Source organism: Acuticoccus sediminis (genome assembly GCF_003258595.1).
Taxonomy (GTDB): domain Bacteria; phylum Pseudomonadota; class Alphaproteobacteria; order Rhizobiales; family Amorphaceae; genus Acuticoccus; species Acuticoccus sediminis.
This window is the reverse complement of the sequence record NZ_QHHQ01000006.1, coordinates 256,360-271,850: the sequence shown is the minus strand read 5'-3', so window position 1 is coordinate 271,850 and position 15,491 is coordinate 256,360. Positions and strand designations below refer to the sequence as shown.

Genomic DNA, 15,491 nt, shown 5'->3' with positions numbered 1-15,491 from the left:
CGGCCTGTCAGATATCGAGCGTATTGGCTCGTTCCCACTGGGTGAAGTGGCGGGAATAGTCGTTCCACTCCTGGTGCTTGAGCTTCAGGAAGGCGGCCGAGACCTCCCCGCCCAGCGCGGCCTGGAGCGCGCCGTCCGCCTCGAACGCCCGCAGTGCGTCGAGGAGATTGAGCGGCAGCTTCACCCCGTCCGCGAGATGGCCCTCGGCATACATGTTGACGTCGCTGCGCGGCCCCGGATCGGCCTTCGCCTCCAGCCCGGCGAGGCCGGCCGCGATGGCCGCCGCCTGGAAGAGGTACGGGTTCGCCGCACCGTCCGCGAGGCGCAGCTCGAACCGGCCCGGCCCCGGCACCCGAACCATGTGCGTGCGATTGTTGCCGCTCCAGGTCACCGTGTTGGGCGACCACGTGGCGCCCGACAGGGTCACCGGCGCGTTGATGCGCTTGTAGGAGTTGACGGTCGGGTTGGTGATCGCCGCCAGTGCCTTGGCGTGGCGCATGATGCCGCCCAGGAAGTGCCGGGCGTCGGCCGACAGCCCCACCTCGTCGGCCGGGTCCTCGAAGAGGTTCCTGCCCGCCCCGTCCCAGATCGAGAGGTGCATGTGGCAGCCGTTGCCGGTGAGGCCCGGGAACGGCTTGGGCATGAAGGTCGCGCGAAGCCCGTGCTTCTCCGCGATCGACTTCACCATGAACTTGAAGAACGAGTGGCGGTCGGCGGTGACCAGCGTGTCGGCGAAGGCCCAGTTCATCTCGAACTGGCCGTTCGCGTCCTCGTGGTCGTTCTGGTACGGCTCCCAGCCGAGCCCCAGCATCCCGTCGCAGATTTCGGCGATGACGTCGTAGCGCCGCATCAGCGCCTGGGCGTCGTAGCAGGGCTTGGCGGCGATGTCGGCGGAATCGGAGATCGCCTCGCCGTCGGGCGTGATGAGGAAGAACTCGGCCTCGATGCCGGTCTTGACGGTGAGCCCCTTCGCCGCGGCCTTCGCCAGCACCGCCCGCAGCACGTTGCGCGGGGCCTGCGCCACCTCGGCGCCGTTCATCACCGGGTTCGCCGCGACCCACGCGACCTCCGGCTTCCACGGAAGCTGGAAGACAGACGACGGGTCCGGGACGGCGAGCATGTCGGCGTCGGCCGGCGTCATGTCGAGCCAGCTCGCGAAGCCCGCGAAGCCGGCGCCTTCGGCCTGCATGCCGCCGATCGCCGCGGCCGGCACGAGCTTCGCGCGCTGCCCCCCGAACAGGTCGGTGTAGGAGATCATGAAGTACTTGATCTGCCGGTCCGCCGCGTAGGCAGCGAGGTCGGTCGTGGGGCCGTCAGCGTCAGTCATTGAAGTCCTCCGTGTCCGCCGCCTCGGCCCGTGGTTACGAGCGGTCCGCGCCGGGTATCCAGTTCGTCCCAGCAAGCGGCACGCCAGCCATGGCGGCCGCCTCGATCGTCAGCGCACAGAGGTCTTCGGGCTCCAGGTTGTGCACGTGATTGTGGCCGCATGCCCGCGCGATGGTCTGCGCCTCCATGGTCATGACCTTGAGGTAGTTGGCGAGGCGCCGCCCGGCCGCGACCGGGTCCAGTCGCTTCATCAGCTCGGGGTCCTGCGTCGTGATGCCGGCGGGGTCGCGCCCCTCGTGCCAGTCGTCATAGGCGCCGGCGGTGGTGCCGAGCGCCTGGTACTCGGCCTCCCACCGCGGGTCGTTGTCGCCGAGCGCCACCAGCGCGGCCGAGCCGATCGACACCGCGTCCGCCCCCAGCGCCAGCGCCTTGGCGACGTCGGCGCCGTTGCGGATGCCGCCGGAGACGACGAGCTGCACCTCGCGGTGCATGCCGAGGTCCTGCAGCGCCTTCACCGCCGGCCGGATCGCCGCCAGCGTCGGAATGCCGACGTGCTCGATGAAGACGGCCTGCGTCGCCGCCGTCCCGCCCTGCATGCCGTCGAGCACCACAACGTCCGCGCCCGCCTTCACCGCCAGCGCGGTGTCGTAGTAGGGGCGCGAGGCGCCGACCTTGATGAAGATCGGCTTCTGCCAGTCGGTGATCTCGCGCAGCTCGCCGATCTTGATCGCGAGATCGTCGGGCCCCGTCCAGTCCGGATGGCGACAGGCCGAGCGCTGGTCGATCCCCTCGGGGAGCGTGCGCATCCCGGCGACGCGCGCGGAAATCTTCTGACCGAGCAGCATGCCGCCGCCGCCCGGCTTGGCGCCCTGGCCGATCACCACCTCGATCGCGTCCGCCCGGCGCAGGTCTCGCGGGTTCATGCCGTAGCGCGACGGCAGGAGCTGGTAGACGAGCCGCTCGGAGTGGCCGCGCTCCTCGTCCGTCATGCCGCCGTCGCCGGTGGTGGTGGACGTGCCGGCGAGGCTCGCCCCGCGCCCCAGCGCCTCCTTGGCGGCGCCGGACAGCGAGCCGAAGCTCATCCCCGCGATCGTGATGGGGATCTTCAGGTGGATCGGCTTCCCGGCATACCGGGTGCCGAGCATGACGTCCGTGTCGCAGCGCTCGCGGTACCCCTCCAGCGGGTAGCGCGACATCGACGCGCCCAGCACCACGAGGTCGTCGAAGTGGGGCACCTTGCGCTTCGCCCCGCCGCCGCGGATGTCGTAGATCCCGGTCGCCGCGGCGCGGCGGATCTCGGCGAGGGTGTAGTCGTCGAAGGTGGCAGACTGCTGCGGCGGCGTCTGGGCCGCGTGGGGGGACTTGGTCATCGGTGCGGCCTTAGTAGGCGTCGGCGTTGTCGACGTCGAAGTGATAGAGCGTGCGGGCCGAGCCGTAGCGCCGGAACGCGGCGGGGTCGGCGTCGAGGCCCGCCGCGGCGAGGAGCGCGGCGAGCGCCTCCCGGTGCGGCCCGTCCATCTCCTTCTCCTCGCAGTCGGCGCCGAGGCTCGCGACCGTGCCGCGCACGTAGAGCTCCGCCTCGTAGATGGAATCGCCGAGCCCATGCCCCGCGTCGCCCAGCACCACGAGCCGGCCGGCCTGCGCCATGAAGGCCGACATGTGCCCGACGTTGCCGCCCACGACGATGTCGACCCCCTTCATCGAGATGCCGCAGCGCGACGACGCGTTGCCCTCGATGACGATGAGACCGCCCCGCCCCGTCGCGCCCGCGTACTGGCTGGCGTCGCCGGTCACGCGGATGCTCCCGGACATGATGTTCTCGCCGAGCCCCGGCCCGGCCGAACCCTCCACCCGGATGGTGGCAGCCTCGTTCATGCCGCCGCAGTAGTAGCCGACGTTGCCGCGCACGAGGATCTCGACCGGCTCCATCACGCCGACGGCGACGGAGTGGGCGCCGCGCGGGTTGAGGATCTCCCAGGTGGTGCGGTTGTCGCCCGCCGCGATCTCGTGCAGCGCGCGGTTCAGGTCGCGCAGCGGCGCCTCGGCCAGGTCGAAGGTGGTCATTGGTGCGTCCAGAAGTAGCTGGTGGCCGGCTCCGGCTCCCAGACCTTCGCGGCGTCGATCCCCGGCAGCATCGCCATCGCGCGGTACTCGGAGCCGATGGCGACGTAGTCGTCCGTCTCCGCCAGCACCGCGGGCTTGCAGGCGATCGGGTCGCGCAGCACGCCGAAGCCGGTCTTCGTGGCGACGACGAAGGTATAGAAGCCGTCGAGGTCCCGGATGCCGGCGTCGAGCGCGGCGCCGAGGTCGAGCCCTTCGGCCATCCTGTGGGTGAGGTAGGCGGCGGCGACCTCGGTGTCGTTCTCGCTCTCGAACGAGATGCCGGCCCACTTCAGCTTGCGCCGCACGTTGTTGTGGTTCGACAGCGATCCGTTGTGGATGAGGCACTGGTCCGCGCCGGTGGAGAACGGGTGCGCGCCCATCGTCGTCACCGCCGACTCGGTCGCCATGCGGGTGTGGCCGATGGCGTGGGTCCCGGCCATCCGGCCGATCTCGAAGCGCTTCGTGACGTCGGCGGGAAGACCGACCTCCTTGTAGATCTCCATCGCCTCGCCGCGCGACATCACCGCGATGTCCGCCCGCTGGTGCCTCACCGCCGTGGCCGCGCTCTCGACCATGTCGGCCGGCACGGTCAGCACCGCGTGCGTGTCGCGCGCGACGACGCCGACGGAGTGGCGGATGCTCTCGCCGACCCCCGCGGCGACGGCGTCCCAGTCGATCTTGGGGTCGTCGGAGCGGACGGTGAGCTTCGCCTCTCCCACGCCGGCGGGGGCGTAGATCGCGATTCCGGCGCTGTCGGGCCCGCGGTCGGTGAGGACCGCGAGCATCTCCGCCGTCATGGCGCCGAGGTCGCCGCGAAGCGTCTCGTTCTTCAGAAACAGTCCGACGACACCGCACATAAGGCCCGCTCCCATGCTGCACTGCGACGTACCAGATGGACGGCACCGATTCAACTGAGAGGAAATATTTTTTCCTCTCAGGATTCCCCTTCAGTCCGCCTCCCGGTGGGCCCGGTACGAGATGATCGAGAGATATCGAATCGGCCGGCGCACCAGCTCCTCCGGCCCGTGCTGGGCGTCGGCGTCGAAGAAGAGGCTGTCGCCGGGGGTCATGCGGTAGAGGTTGTCGCCGTGGCGGTAGACCACCTCCCCCTCCAGCATGAACAGGAACTCGAGCCCCTCGTGCTGGAAGGCCGGGAAGACGTCCGACTCCTCGGTGAGCGTGATCAGATACGGCTCGACCGTGACGCCGGCGGAATTGAAGCCGAGGTGGCCGAGGAGCGTATACTGGTGCCCTGCACGCGTGCCGCGGCGGTCGACGTCGACGCCTTCCCCCGCCTTCACGAAGACCGCGCTCCGCTCCTCCTCGAAGCGGCGGAAGAAGACGGTGAGCGGGACGCCGAGCGCGCCCGAAAGCGCCTGCAGCGTGGTCAGAGACGGCGAGGTCTGCCCGTTCTCGATCTTGGAGAGCATGCCGACGGAGATGCCGGTCTTGGCGGCGAGCTCCGCCGCGGTGATGCCGAGGCGCACCCGCAGCGCACGCACCTCCCGCCCGATGGCGACCTCCAGCACGCGCTCGCGCGGGTCGCGCACGGCATGGGGGTCCTGGTCGAGATGGGGGCGGTTGGCGAGCGGGGCGGCCGTCGTGGCGGCAGCGGCGGACCGCTTCGGTGCGGCAGCGCCGGGCTCGCGCGGTGTCTTCTTCGCCCCCACCGGCGCCCCTTTCATGACGGTCGAGGGAGCATCCTGCCCGAAGCCGGGGCGCGCCGCATCCCGTCAGAGGGCGGAGACGATCCCCTCGACGAAACCGTCCACACCGACCAGCCGGCGGCGGCGCAGCCGTTCGGCGTGCAGGATCGCCGTCACCCCGTCGAGCGCCGTCTGAAGCTCGTCGTTCACGATGACGTAGTCGTAGTCGCTGTAGTGGCCGAGCTCCTCGCGCGCGTTGGCGAGCCGGCGCAGGATGGTCGCCTCGTCGTCCTCGGCGCGCCGGACAAGGCGCGAGTGCAGCTCCGGACCGGACGGCGGCAGGACGAAGATCGACACCACGTCCTCCGGCATTGCCGCGGCGATCTGCTCGGCGCCCTGCCAGTCGATGTCGAAGAGGACGTCGCGGCCCTCCGACAGCGACGTCTCCACCGGGTCCCGCGGCGTGCCGTAGCAGTTGCCGTGCACTTCCGCCCACTCCAGCAGCTCGCCGCGCTCGCGCATCTTCTCGAACTCGCGCATCGCGACGAAGTGATAGTGGACGCCGTGCACCTCGCTCGGGCGGCGGGCCCGGGTGGTGACGGAGATGGAGAGGGAGAGATCCTTCTCGCGGTCCAGGAGGAGGCGCGAGATGGTGCTCTTCCCCGCGCCGGACGGCGACGACAAGATGACGAGGAGACCGCGCCGGGCGAAGTGGCGCGTGCTCATTCGAGGTTTTGCACCTGTTCGCGCATCTGCTCGACCACCGCCTTCAGCTCAAGACCCATGGCGGTCACGGCGTGGTGCGGGGACTTGGCGCAGATGGTGTTGGTCTCGCGGTTCAGCTCCTGCGCCAGGAAATCGAGGCGGCGGCCCACCGGCCCCCCTTCCGCCAGAAGCTCGCGCGCGGCGGCGATGTGGGCGGAGAGACGGTCGAGCTCCTCGCGCACGTCGGCGCGGGTGGCGATGAGCGCCGCCTCCTGGTGGAGCCGCTCCTCCGACAGGGACTGGCCGGAGAGGAGCGCGGCGATCTGCCGGTCGACCCGCGCCTTGATGGTCTCGACCGAACGCTCCGGGTGCTCGTCGATGTAGCCGCGGATGCGGTCCATGTCCTCCAGCTGGCCGAGGATCATCGGCACGATGCGCCCGCCCTCGGCCTGCCGCTCGGTGGTCAGGTCGGCGATCAGGCCGGCGACACCCTCGATGATGACGGCGCCGGAGAGCAGCGTCTCCTCGTCGCCGGTCGCCTCGATCACGCCCTTCAGGGCGAGGAGGCCGTCGGCGCGCGGCGCCGCGACGGAGCCGGAGGCGGCGAGCGACTGGATCGCATCGACGTAGGCGGCGAGCTGTTCCTGGTTGACGATGTAACGTGCCGGTGCCTCGCCGCGGCGCAGCGTCAAGGTCATCGCGATGTTGCCGCGGCGGAAGGCGCCGCCGATCATGCGGCGGATTTCGGGCTCGTGACGGTCGAGGCCGGCCGGCAGGCGGATCCTGACGTCGAGCGAGCGCCCGTTCACCGAACGGACGTCCATCTGCCACCCGATCCCATCCTGTTCCCCCTCTCGGCTGGCAAAGCCGGTCATGGACTGGATGGGGGCGGTCTCGCGCTGGGCCATGTCGCTACTCTGTCGGTCCGGTGCCGGCTGCCCGGCGCTCCGCTTCGATCTGGCGCCAGCGCGTCACGTTGCGCTGGTGCTCGGCGTACGTCTCGGAGAACACGTGCCCCCCGGAGCCGTCGGCGACGAAGAAGAGGTCCTTGGTCTCCGCAGGCTGTGCCGTCGCCTCCAGCGCGGCCACCCCCGGATTGGTGATCGGCCCCGGCGGAAGCCCGGCAATCTGATAGGTATTGTACGGGTTCGGCCGGTCCAGATCGCTCTGGAAAAGAGTTCGTCCCTGCGCCCACGCCTCGCCGCCGTAAAGGCCGTAGAGGATGGTCGGGTCCGACTGCAGCTTCATGCCCTGCTTCAGGCGGTTCTCGAACACCGCCGCGACACGCCCGCGCTCACCGTCGACCCCGGTCTCCTTCTCGACGATCGAGGCGAGCACCACGAGTTCGGCGGGCGAATCGATCGGAAGGTCCGGGCTGCGGGCGGCCCAGATGCGCTCCACCGCGCGGTTGTGCGCCGCCTTCATGCTGTCGATCAGGCGCTCGCGCGGCATCCCGCGGGTGATCCGGTAGGTCTCCGGGAGGAGCGAGCCCTCGGGAGGGATCTCCGCGACCGGACCGGTCAGGATGTCGTTCTCCAGCATGCGCTGGACGACCTGGTAGGAGGTCAGCCCCTCGGCGAAGGTGATCTGGTGCTGGATCACGTCGCCCGAGGCGATCCGCTGCATCACCTGCTCCATCGAGGAGCGGGCGGGGATCATGTACTCGCCCGCCTGCATCTTCCCGGCCGCGCCGGTCGCCTGCGCGGCGGCCAGGAACACGTACTGGTTGGTGATGATGCCCTGCTCTTCGAGCCCGCGCGCGATGAACTCCAGCGCGGAGCCGCGCTCGATCAGGATGGCGACATCCTGCTGCAGCGGCCCTTCGGCCGTGTACATGCGCTGTCCGATGACGAGCGCCGCGACGCCGCCGACGAGGCCCGCCACCAGCAGGAAGAGCAGCATGTTGGCGAACAGGACCACAGGATGCCGGGCGACGCGCGAACGGCGCTTGCCCTTCGGCACCTCCGGCTCGGCGCCCCGCCGGCTCTTTCCACTCTTGGAAGAGACCAGCGGCTCAGGCCGCCGCGAGGATCGCTTGCCCGATCTTTGCGGCGGTTCGGGTTCCCGTGAGCCTCGCTTGAGCACGACCGTTGTCCTTGGCTAGACGCGGCGGAAGACGAGCGATGCGTTGGTCCCGCCGAACCCGAACGAGTTCGACAGAACGACGTCGATCGATTTCTCGCGGGCGGTATGTGGAACGAGGTCGATGGGGGTATCCAGCGACGGATTGTCGAGGTTGATCGTCGGCGGGGCGACCTGGTCGCGCATCGCGAGGAGCGAGAAGATCGCCTCCACCGCTCCGGCGGCACCCAGGAGATGGCCGGTCGCGGACTTGGTGGAGCTCATCGTCAGGCGCTCGAGGTCGTTGCCGACCACCCGCGAGACGGCACCAAGTTCGATCTCGTCGGCCATCGTCGAGGTGCCGTGGGCGTTGACGTAGTCGATCTCGCTCGGCGCGATCTTCGCCCGCTTCAGGGCGGCGGTCATGCAGCGGTAGGCCCCGTCACCGTCCGGCGAAGGCGCGGTGATGTGGTGCGCGTCGCCCGACAGGCCGTAGCCGATCACTTCGCCGTAGATCTTGGCGCCGCGCTTCTTGGCGTGCTCGTACTCCTCGAGCACGACGACGCCGGCCCCCTCGCCCAGGACGAAGCCGTCGCGGTCCTTGTCGTAGGGACGCGAGGCGCGCTCGGGCTCGTCGTTGAAGTTCGTCGACAGCGCGCGGCAGGCGGCGAAGCCGGCGAGCGCCAGACGGTTCACCGTCGCCTCGGTGCCGCCGGCGATCATCACGTCGGCATCGTCGTAGGCGATCATCCGCGCGGCATCGCCGATGGCGTGCGCGCCGGTGGAGCACGCCGTGACCACGGCGTGGTTCGGGCCGCGGAAGCCGTACCGGATCGACACCACGCCGGACGCCATGTTGATGAGCGCGCCGGGGATGAAGAACGGCGAGATCCGCCGCGGGCCACGCTCTTCGAGCTGCGCGGAGCAGGCGTCGATGAGGTTGAGGCCGCCGATACCGGAGCCGATCAGGACGCCGGTGCGGAAGCAATCCTCGTCATCGGTCGGTTTCCAGCCGGAGTCGGCAATCGCCTCGTCGGCCGCCGCGGACGCGAAGACGATGAACTCGTCGAACTTTCGCTGATCCTTGGCATCCATCGTCTGCGACGGGTCGAACTCGCCCTTCCCGGTGCCGCGCGGCACCTGGCAGGCGATCTTCGAGGGAAGATCGTCCGTCTTGAACTTCGTGATCTTCGAAGCCCCAGACTTACCCGCGAGGATATTCTCCCAGGACGTCTCAATCCCACTTCCCATGGGGTTGACCGTCCCGAGCCCCGTCACAACGACACGACGCACTATGCCACTCCGCCAGACCGATTTGAGATGAGAGGCGGTTACGCCGTCGCGTTCTTGTCGAGGAACTTGATGGCGTCGCCGACCGTCAGGATCGTCTCGGCGGCGTCGTCCGGGATCTCGACACCGAATTCTTCCTCAAACGCCATCACGAGCTCGACGGTGTCCAGCGAATCGGCACCCAGATCGTCGATGAAGCTCGCGTCCTCGGTGACCTTGTCCCGCTCGACGCCGAGGTGCTCGACGACGATCTTCTTCACACGTTCTGCCGTGTCGCTCATTGGAAGTCCTTCTAAGCCTTCTTGGCCCCCTCGTGGGACCGCTGGGATGATGTCGGTCGCGGCTGAGCGCGTGACGTTAGGAAGTGGGGCGACGGGTCCGCCTCCCCGAATTGCCGGTGCCGGTATCACACCTTTTTGCCATTTGAAAAGCGGCTGGCGCCCGGCAAAGGATCGCGTAGGCGTTTTCCTTGAATTTAGCTACTTCGGAAATGCCCTGCGCGGGATCGTCGGCCACCTGGGGAGTGGACAACCGGTCCTTCTCCCCAGAATCAGGCCTCAGAAGCCCATGAACATGCCGCCGTTCACGTGGATCGTCTGGCCTGTGACATAACGTGCCTCCTCGGACGCGAGATAGACCACGGCGCCGGCGATATCCTTCGGGTCGCCGAGGGCGCCCATCGGGATCACGTTCAGCATCATCTGTCGGGCGTCGTCGGTCATGGCATCGCTCATCTTGGATGCGATGAGGCCCGGCGCAACCACGTTGGCCGTAATGTTTCGGCTCGCGACCTCGCGCGCCATCGATTTGGTGAAGCCGGTGAGGCCCGCCTTGGCCGCCGCGTAGTTCACCTGGCCCATGTTGCCGATGGAGCCGACGCCCGAGCCGATCGTCACGATCCGGCCCCAGCGGCGCTTCAGCATGCCCCGCATCAGCCCGCGGGAGAGGCGGAACGCCGAGACGAGGTTGACCTCGATGACGGCGTCGAAGTCCTCGTCCTTCATGCGCATCATCAGCTGGTCGCGCGTGATGCCGGCATTGTTGACGAGAATGTCGACGGGGCCCGCCTTGTCCGCGTCGCCGACCAGCTTGTCGACGGCGGCCCGGTCGGACATGTCGGCGCCGAACGCGGCGTCGGCGCCGAGCGCCTGTGCGGCCGCCTCGGCGCGCTCCTGGGTGGAGCCGGTGACGATGATCTTCGCGCCCTGCTCCTTCAGCGCCGCCGCGGTGGCGCCGCCGATGGCCCCGGTCGCACCGGTGATGAGCGCGGTTTTTCCCGTCAGATCGAACATTACGCTGCAGCCACCCAGTGTTCCGCCATCCGTTTCACATCGTCGGCGCCGTTGACGACCATCGTCTCCAGCGACTTGTCGATGCGCTTCGCGAGACCGGTCAGCACCTTGCCGGCGCCGATCTCGGCCGCGATCGATACTCCGTGGCCGCCGAACTTCAAGACCGACTCGCGCCAGCGGACCCGCTCGGTCACCTGCCGCACGAGGCTCGCCTTGATCGCCTCGGGGTCGGTCAGGAGCTCGAGCGAGACGTTCGCGAGCACCGGCACGACCGGGGCCTTCATGGCGACGGTGGAGAGCGCGTCCTTCATGGCCTCGGCGGCGGGCGCCATCAGGCCGCAGTGGAACGGGGCGCTGACCGGCAGCATCATCGCCCGCTTGGCGCCCTTCTCCTTCGCGATCGCGACCGCGCGTTCCACGGCGGCGACGTCGCCGGAGACGACGACCTGGCCCGGCGCGTTGTCGTTGGCGACGTCGCAGACCTGGTCCCCGGCGGCGAGCTTCGCCACCTCTTCCGCCGCCTCGAGGTCGAGGCCGAGGAGCGCGGCCATCGCGCCCTCGCCCGCCGGCACCGCCGTCTGCATCGCCTCGCCGCGCAGGCGCAGGAGCCGCGCCGCATCGCTGATCGAGAGCGCCCCGGCGGCGGCCAGTGCGGAGTACTCGCCGAGGGAATGCCCGGCCACGAGCGCCGCCTCGCCGATCTTCACGCCTTCCGATTCCAGCGCGCGCATGGCCGCGAGGCTGACGGCCATCAGCGCCGGCTGCGTGTTGGCGGTGAGGCGCAGGGCCTCTTCCGGTCCCTCGAAGATCAGCGCCGAGAGCTTCTCGCCGAGCGCCTCGTCGACCTCCTCGAACACGCGGGCCGCGGCAGGGTATGCGTCATGGAGCGACAGGCCCATGCCGACCGATTGGCTGCCTTGCCCCGGGAAGGTAAACGCGAAGGTCATTGTGAATGGCTGCTCAATTGTGAGGCGGCTCATGGCCGCTGAGTGGGCGCACTCACACCAAGCTTATGACCCACGTCAAGATCCAGCGCACAGGAAATAAGCCGCACCGCGTATTTTCCCGCTTGATTTTACCGACCGTCCGGCCCCATATGCGCGCTCGCTCAACGTTGGCCTGGGGCTGAACGGCGGGTGCGTTTGTCGCATCCGGAGCGCTGCTTCGTTCCAGAAGTCGCGATTCCGATCCGCCCGTGTCCCTGCTCGCGAAGGTCGAGGAGCCCTCACCGGCACTTCGACGAGGCTTTGCGCCGACGCTGAGACGCCCCGCCGATGGTCGGTGGGGATACTTGAGGACGCTACATGCCCCTTTACGAGACCGTTTTCCTGGTCCGCCAGGACGTGTCCGGTCAGGCTGTCGACGAACTCGTCGAGCAGTACAAGGCCGTGCTTGCCGAAGGTGGTGGCTCCGTCGGCCGCACCGAGAACTGGGGTCTCAAGACCCTGTCCTACCGGATCAACAAGAACCGCAAGGCGCACTTCGCGCTGATGGACATCGACGCGCCGGCCGCCGCCGTGCTCGAGATGGAGCGTCAGATGCGCCTGAACGAAGACGTTCTGCGCACGCTGACCATCAAGGTCGACGAGCACGAGGACGGCCCGTCCGTCATGAAGCAGAAGCGCGACCGTGACGACCGCCGCCGCCGCGAGCGTGGCGAGCGCGAGGACGGTGGCGGCGACAGCTTCCGCTCCGACCGCGATCGCCCGGACCGTGACCGCCCGGACCGCGATCGCCCCGACCGTGATCGTGAAGGTGGCCGCCAGAGGGAGATGGCATAATGGTCGATATCGCTCAGCTTCCGACCCGCCGCCCCTTCTTCCGCCGCCGGAAGACCTGCCCGTTCTCCGGCCCGAACGCGCCGCGGATCGACTACAAGGACGTCAAGCTCCTGCAGCGCTACATCTCCGAGCGCGGCAAGATCGTCCCCTCGCGCATCACCGCCGTCTCGGCGAAGAAGCAGCGCGAGCTGTCGAAGGCCATCAAGCGCGCCCGCTTCCTCGGCCTGCTTCCTTACGTCATTAAGTAATTCGCCGGCCGTTTCGGCGGCCGCGACACGATCTGCCGGTCACCCGGCAACCTTCCCACTGCCGCCCGGCCGGGTCCCCCCGGTCGGACGGCAGTTTCATATGGCCGGTTCGCCGGTCACCATCCACGGCCGGTTCGCCGGCCCCATCTGGGGCAGCCGCCCCTAACCGCTGTCACGCGGGACAGATCGGAGACACGAACGATGCATGTCATTCTTTTGGAGCGCGTCCCCAAGCTCGGCGAGATGGGTGAAGAGGTTCGCGTGAAGGACGGGTTCGCCCGCAACTTCCTCCTGCCGCAGGGCAAGGCGCTGCGCGCCAACCGCGACAACCGCGCCAAGTTCGAGGCCCAGAAGGTCGACCTCGAGGCCCGCAACGCCGAGCGCCGTCAGGCCGCCGAGGCGCTGGGCAAGCGCGTTGCCGGCAAGAGCTTCGTCGCCATCCGCCAGGCCGGCCAGACGGGCCAGCTCTACGGCTCGGTGTCCACCCGCGACATCGCCGACGTGCTGACCGCCGAGGGCTTCTCCGTCGAGCGCCGCCAGGTCGACCTCGGCGCGCCGATCAAGGCCATCGGCCTGCACGAGATCACCCTCGTCCTCCACCCGGAGGTCATCGTGCCGGTGACGATCAACGTCGCCCGCTCGCAGGACGAAGCCGAGCGTCAGGCCAAGGGTGAGGACGTCCTCGCCGAGCGCGACTTCGACGACGATGTCGACTTCGAGGACGAAGACGAGACGCCCGCCGCCGACGAGCCGACCGAGGTTCCGGGTCTCGGCGAGCAGCCGGAAGTCTGATCCGACCGGCGACGACATAGAGCGCCCGGCCGAATTCTCAACGCCGGACGATCGTTCATATCTGAATGCCACCGTTGCATCGTAACGGTGGCATTCTTTTTTGATGGAATGTTTAATGCATAGCGCCATGTCTATTTGGCACTGATACGCTGTCGTGGCGGTGGGGCGGAGGCCCGTCGGTTCTGCGTTCCTTGGCTACGAAGGAGAGACGCGATGAACCCCATTTTACACCGGTTATTTCGGACAATTGTACGCGACGGATCGCTGACCGTCATCGATGCGGCCGGCGAGCAGAATATTTATGGCGACGGCACCGGGCCGGGGTATGCGATCCGCTTCACCGACACCTCCACGGAGCGCGCGCTCGTCGGAAATCCCGAGCTGACCCTGGGCGAAGCCTACATGAACGGGCTCTGGGTCGTCGAAGAGGGTGACCTGACGTCCCTTCTCGTCATGCTGATCAAGAATTTCGAATCGTCCGGAAGCTCGCGGCTGAGCCGTGCGATGCGCCGGATCATGCGCCGCTGGCACCAGCACAACACCGCCCGCGTCGCCCGGCGCAACGCCAAGTCCCATTACGACGTCGGCAACGACATCTACCGCCTCTTCCTCGACGAGGACTGGCAGTATTCGTGTGCCTACTTCCCGCATTTCGACATGTCGCTGGAATCGGCGCAGCTTGCCAAGAAGCGCCACATCGCGGCCAAGATGCTGCTGGACGAGGGCCAGACGGTCCTCGACATCGGCTGCGGCTGGGGCGGGATGGGCCTCTACCTCGCCAAGAATACCGGCGCGAAGGTCACCGGCATCACGCTGGCCGACAACCAGGTCGCCTACGCCAACGAGCGCGCCGCCAACGAGCCCAACGCCAAGTTCCGCGTCCAGGACTACCGCGCGGTGACGGAAACGTTCGACCGCATCGTCTCGGTCGGCATGTTCGAGCACGTCGGCGTCGGCTACTACGACGAGTACTTCCAGACCGTCGCCCGCGTCCTCAAGGACGACGGCGTCATGCTGCTCCACTCCATCGGCCGGACCGACGTGCCGGGCTCCACCAACCCGTTCATCGAGCGCTACATCTTCCCCGGCGGCTACATCCCGGCCCTCTCGGAGGTGCTGCCGGCGGTGGAGCGGGCCGGCCTCATCGTCACCGACGTGGAGATCCTCCGCCTGCACTACGCCGAGACGCTGAAGCACTGGCTCGCCCGGTTCACCGAGCACCGCGAGGAGGTCCTGAAGCTGCGCGACGAGACCTTCCTGCGGATGTGGGAGTTCTACCTCGCCGGCTCAGAGGCCTCCTTCCGCGCCGGCGACATGATGGTGTTCCAGATGCAACTCGCCAAGAAGATCGACACCGTGCCACTGACCCGCGACTACATCACCTCGGCCGAGCGCTCCCTCGCCTCGCGCGATGCCGGCCACATGACCCCGCCGGCGCTCGTGGCGCGACACGGATGAGCGTCGACGAAGAAGCGCTCGGCACGGCCTACGACGCCGCCCGCGCCGCCGAGGACGCCGGCGACATCGAGGCCGCGACCCGGCTGTTCCGGCGCTGCCTGGAGATCGACCCGGACGACCACTGCGGCGTCGTCATGCGCCTCGCCAAGTACGGCGCGGCGACGCCGGCGGCCGCTCCCCCCTCCTACGTCGCCACCCTGTTCGGCCAGCACGCCGAGGCGTTCGACGCCATCCTCGTCGGCGATCTGGGCTACGACGTGCCGGCGATCGCCCGGCGCCTCGCCGGGCCCTTCGTGACGCCGCCCGCGCGCATGCTCGACCTCGGCTGCGGCACGGGTCTCGCCGGCGTCGCCTTCGCCGACCTCGCCGGGGAGATCGTCGGCGTCGACCTCGCCGAGGAGATGCTGGAGATGACCGACGCGCGCGGCATCTATGGCGACCTCTACGTCGCCGAGGCCGTGGCCTTCCTTGAGGAGTGGGACGAGGCGCCGTTCGACCTCGTCGTCGCCACCGACGTCTGGCCCTACCTCGGCGACCTGACCGCCTTCGCCGGGGCCGCCGCACGCTGCCTCGTGCCGGGCGGGCTCCTCGTCGCCTCGACCGAGCGGGCCGAGGCGGGCTGGCGCGTCACCCAGACCCAGCGCTTCGCCCACGCCCCGGCCTACATCCACGCCACCCACGCCGCGAACGGCCTCGAGGTGGTCGCCGAGGAGCCCGTCACGGTCCGCCTGGAGGAAGGCGTCCCCGTCCCCGGCGACCTCTTCGTCCTGAAGAAGACGGGCTGACCGG

General features: G+C 68.8%; 17 protein-coding genes. 5 read left to right on the top strand and 12 right to left on the bottom strand.

Annotated elements, in window-relative coordinates; translation table 11 throughout:
- Nucleotides 1–7: 7 nt before the first annotated feature.
- From glnT to fabD, 12 genes are all read right to left on the bottom strand, one after another.
- Nucleotides 8–1,327 carry a type III glutamate--ammonia ligase gene (gene glnT / locus DLJ53_RS25235; RefSeq protein WP_111350415.1) on the bottom strand — a complete coding sequence of 440 codons (1,320 nt, stop codon included), beginning with the start codon at nucleotides 1,325–1,327 and terminating at the stop codon, nucleotides 8–10.
- 34 nt (nucleotides 1,328–1,361) lie between these two features.
- Nucleotides 1,362–2,696 (bottom strand): FMN-binding glutamate synthase family protein, encoded by a 1,335-nt coding sequence (locus DLJ53_RS25230; protein ID WP_111350413.1) that lies wholly within the window; start codon nucleotides 2,694–2,696, stop codon nucleotides 1,362–1,364.
- Between the two features lie 10 nt (nucleotides 2,697–2,706).
- Nucleotides 2,707–3,390 carry a GltB/FmdC/FwdC-like GXGXG domain-containing protein gene (locus tag DLJ53_RS25225; RefSeq protein WP_111350411.1) on the bottom strand — a complete coding sequence of 228 codons (684 nt, stop codon included), beginning with the start codon at nucleotides 3,388–3,390 and terminating at the stop codon, nucleotides 2,707–2,709.
- A complete protein-coding gene (locus tag DLJ53_RS25220) occupies nucleotides 3,387–4,286 on the bottom strand; it encodes a class II glutamine amidotransferase (RefSeq protein ID WP_111350409.1) in 900 nt (299 codons plus the stop codon). Before DLJ53_RS25220 ends, DLJ53_RS25225 begins: the two co-directional genes overlap by 4 nt.
- A gap of 90 nt (nucleotides 4,287–4,376) precedes the next feature.
- On the bottom strand, nucleotides 4,377–5,114 hold the full coding sequence (locus tag DLJ53_RS25215; RefSeq protein WP_111350407.1) for a helix-turn-helix domain-containing protein: 738 nt from the start codon (nucleotides 5,112–5,114) through the stop codon (nucleotides 4,377–4,379).
- A 48-nt stretch (nucleotides 5,115–5,162) separates the two neighbouring features.
- Nucleotides 5,163–5,801 (bottom strand): guanylate kinase, encoded by a 639-nt coding sequence (gene gmk / locus DLJ53_RS25210; RefSeq protein ID WP_111350405.1) that lies wholly within the window; start codon nucleotides 5,799–5,801, stop codon nucleotides 5,163–5,165.
- Nucleotides 5,798–6,688 carry a YicC/YloC family endoribonuclease gene (locus tag DLJ53_RS25205; RefSeq protein ID WP_111350403.1) on the bottom strand — a complete coding sequence of 297 codons (891 nt, stop codon included), beginning with the start codon at nucleotides 6,686–6,688 and terminating at the stop codon, nucleotides 5,798–5,800. Before DLJ53_RS25205 ends, gmk begins: the two co-directional genes overlap by 4 nt.
- Before the next feature lie 4 nt (nucleotides 6,689–6,692).
- A complete protein-coding gene (gene mltG, locus DLJ53_RS25200) occupies nucleotides 6,693–7,742 on the bottom strand; it encodes an endolytic transglycosylase MltG (protein ID WP_226577073.1) in 1,050 nt (349 codons plus the stop codon).
- Between the two features lie 138 nt (nucleotides 7,743–7,880).
- Nucleotides 7,881–9,134 (bottom strand): beta-ketoacyl-ACP synthase II, encoded by a 1,254-nt coding sequence (fabF, locus tag DLJ53_RS25195; protein WP_111350399.1) that lies wholly within the window; start codon nucleotides 9,132–9,134, stop codon nucleotides 7,881–7,883.
- 38 nt (nucleotides 9,135–9,172) lie between these two features.
- Nucleotides 9,173–9,412 (bottom strand): acyl carrier protein, encoded by a 240-nt coding sequence (locus tag DLJ53_RS25190; protein ID WP_075221129.1) that lies wholly within the window; start codon nucleotides 9,410–9,412, stop codon nucleotides 9,173–9,175.
- Nucleotides 9,413–9,688: 276 nt separating this feature from the next.
- Nucleotides 9,689–10,423 carry a 3-oxoacyl-ACP reductase FabG gene (fabG, locus tag DLJ53_RS25185; RefSeq protein WP_111350398.1) on the bottom strand — a complete coding sequence of 245 codons (735 nt, stop codon included), beginning with the start codon at nucleotides 10,421–10,423 and terminating at the stop codon, nucleotides 9,689–9,691.
- On the bottom strand, nucleotides 10,423–11,370 hold the full coding sequence (fabD, locus tag DLJ53_RS25180) for an ACP S-malonyltransferase (protein WP_111350396.1): 948 nt from the start codon (nucleotides 11,368–11,370) through the stop codon (nucleotides 10,423–10,425). The genes fabG and fabD overlap by 1 nt, the downstream gene beginning before the upstream one ends.
- 357 nt (nucleotides 11,371–11,727) lie before the next feature.
- Here fabD and rpsF point away from each other — a divergent pair, with 357 nt between their 5' ends.
- The 5 genes from rpsF to DLJ53_RS25155 all read left to right on the top strand — a co-directional run bounded on the left by rpsF (nucleotide 11,728) and on the right by DLJ53_RS25155 (nucleotide 15,487).
- Complete coding sequence (gene rpsF, locus DLJ53_RS25175; RefSeq protein ID WP_111350394.1) at nucleotides 11,728–12,204, top strand: 30S ribosomal protein S6; 477 nt, start codon at nucleotides 11,728–11,730, stop codon at nucleotides 12,202–12,204.
- Entirely contained in the window at nucleotides 12,204–12,452 is a 249-nt protein-coding gene (gene rpsR / locus DLJ53_RS25170) for a 30S ribosomal protein S18 (RefSeq protein WP_075221125.1), read from the top strand. The genes rpsF and rpsR overlap by 1 nt, the downstream gene beginning before the upstream one ends.
- A 201-nt stretch (nucleotides 12,453–12,653) precedes the next feature.
- Nucleotides 12,654–13,244: a 50S ribosomal protein L9 gene (gene rplI, locus DLJ53_RS25165; protein WP_111350392.1), complete on the top strand. Its 591-nt coding sequence runs from the start codon at nucleotides 12,654–12,656 to the stop codon at nucleotides 13,242–13,244.
- A 213-nt stretch (nucleotides 13,245–13,457) separates the two neighbouring features.
- Complete coding sequence (locus tag DLJ53_RS25160) at nucleotides 13,458–14,702, top strand: SAM-dependent methyltransferase (RefSeq protein WP_111350390.1); 1,245 nt, start codon at nucleotides 13,458–13,460, stop codon at nucleotides 14,700–14,702.
- Nucleotides 14,699–15,487: a class I SAM-dependent DNA methyltransferase gene (locus tag DLJ53_RS25155; RefSeq protein ID WP_111350388.1), complete on the top strand. Its 789-nt coding sequence runs from the start codon at nucleotides 14,699–14,701 to the stop codon at nucleotides 15,485–15,487. The genes DLJ53_RS25160 and DLJ53_RS25155 overlap by 4 nt, the downstream gene beginning before the upstream one ends.
- Nucleotides 15,488–15,491 lie beyond the last annotated feature (4 nt).

Excerpts from the sequence above, each read along its gene's own strand:
- glnT (WP_111350415.1), bottom strand. The coding sequence starts at position 1,327 with ATGACTGACGCTGACGGCCCCACGACCGACCTCGCTGCCTACGCGGCG.
- DLJ53_RS25230 (WP_111350413.1), bottom strand. The coding sequence starts at position 2,696 with ATGACCAAGTCCCCCCACGCGGCCCAGACGCCGCCGCAGCAGTCTGCC.
- DLJ53_RS25225 (WP_111350411.1), bottom strand. The coding sequence starts at position 3,390 with ATGACCACCTTCGACCTGGCCGAGGCGCCGCTGCGCGACCTGAACCGC.
- DLJ53_RS25220 (WP_111350409.1), bottom strand. The coding sequence starts at position 4,286 with ATGTGCGGTGTCGTCGGACTGTTTCTGAAGAACGAGACGCTTCGCGGC.
- DLJ53_RS25215 (WP_111350407.1), bottom strand. The coding sequence starts at position 5,114 with ATGAAAGGGGCGCCGGTGGGGGCGAAGAAGACACCGCGCGAGCCCGGC.
- gmk (WP_111350405.1), bottom strand. The coding sequence starts at position 5,801 with ATGAGCACGCGCCACTTCGCCCGGCGCGGTCTCCTCGTCATCTTGTCG.
- DLJ53_RS25205 (WP_111350403.1), bottom strand. The coding sequence starts at position 6,688 with ATGGCCCAGCGCGAGACCGCCCCCATCCAGTCCATGACCGGCTTTGCC.
- DLJ53_RS25190 (WP_075221129.1), bottom strand. The coding sequence starts at position 9,412 with ATGAGCGACACGGCAGAACGTGTGAAGAAGATCGTCGTCGAGCACCTC.
- fabG (WP_111350398.1), bottom strand. The coding sequence starts at position 10,423 with ATGTTCGATCTGACGGGAAAAACCGCGCTCATCACCGGTGCGACCGGG.
- fabD (WP_111350396.1), bottom strand. The coding sequence starts at position 11,370 with ATGACCTTCGCGTTTACCTTCCCGGGGCAAGGCAGCCAATCGGTCGGC.
- rpsF (WP_111350394.1), top strand. The coding sequence starts at position 11,728 with ATGCCCCTTTACGAGACCGTTTTCCTGGTCCGCCAGGACGTGTCCGGT.
- rpsR (WP_075221125.1), top strand. The coding sequence starts at position 12,204 with ATGGTCGATATCGCTCAGCTTCCGACCCGCCGCCCCTTCTTCCGCCGC.
- rplI (WP_111350392.1), top strand. The coding sequence starts at position 12,654 with ATGCATGTCATTCTTTTGGAGCGCGTCCCCAAGCTCGGCGAGATGGGT.
- DLJ53_RS25160 (WP_111350390.1), top strand. The coding sequence starts at position 13,458 with ATGAACCCCATTTTACACCGGTTATTTCGGACAATTGTACGCGACGGA.
- DLJ53_RS25155 (WP_111350388.1), top strand. The coding sequence starts at position 14,699 with ATGAGCGTCGACGAAGAAGCGCTCGGCACGGCCTACGACGCCGCCCGC.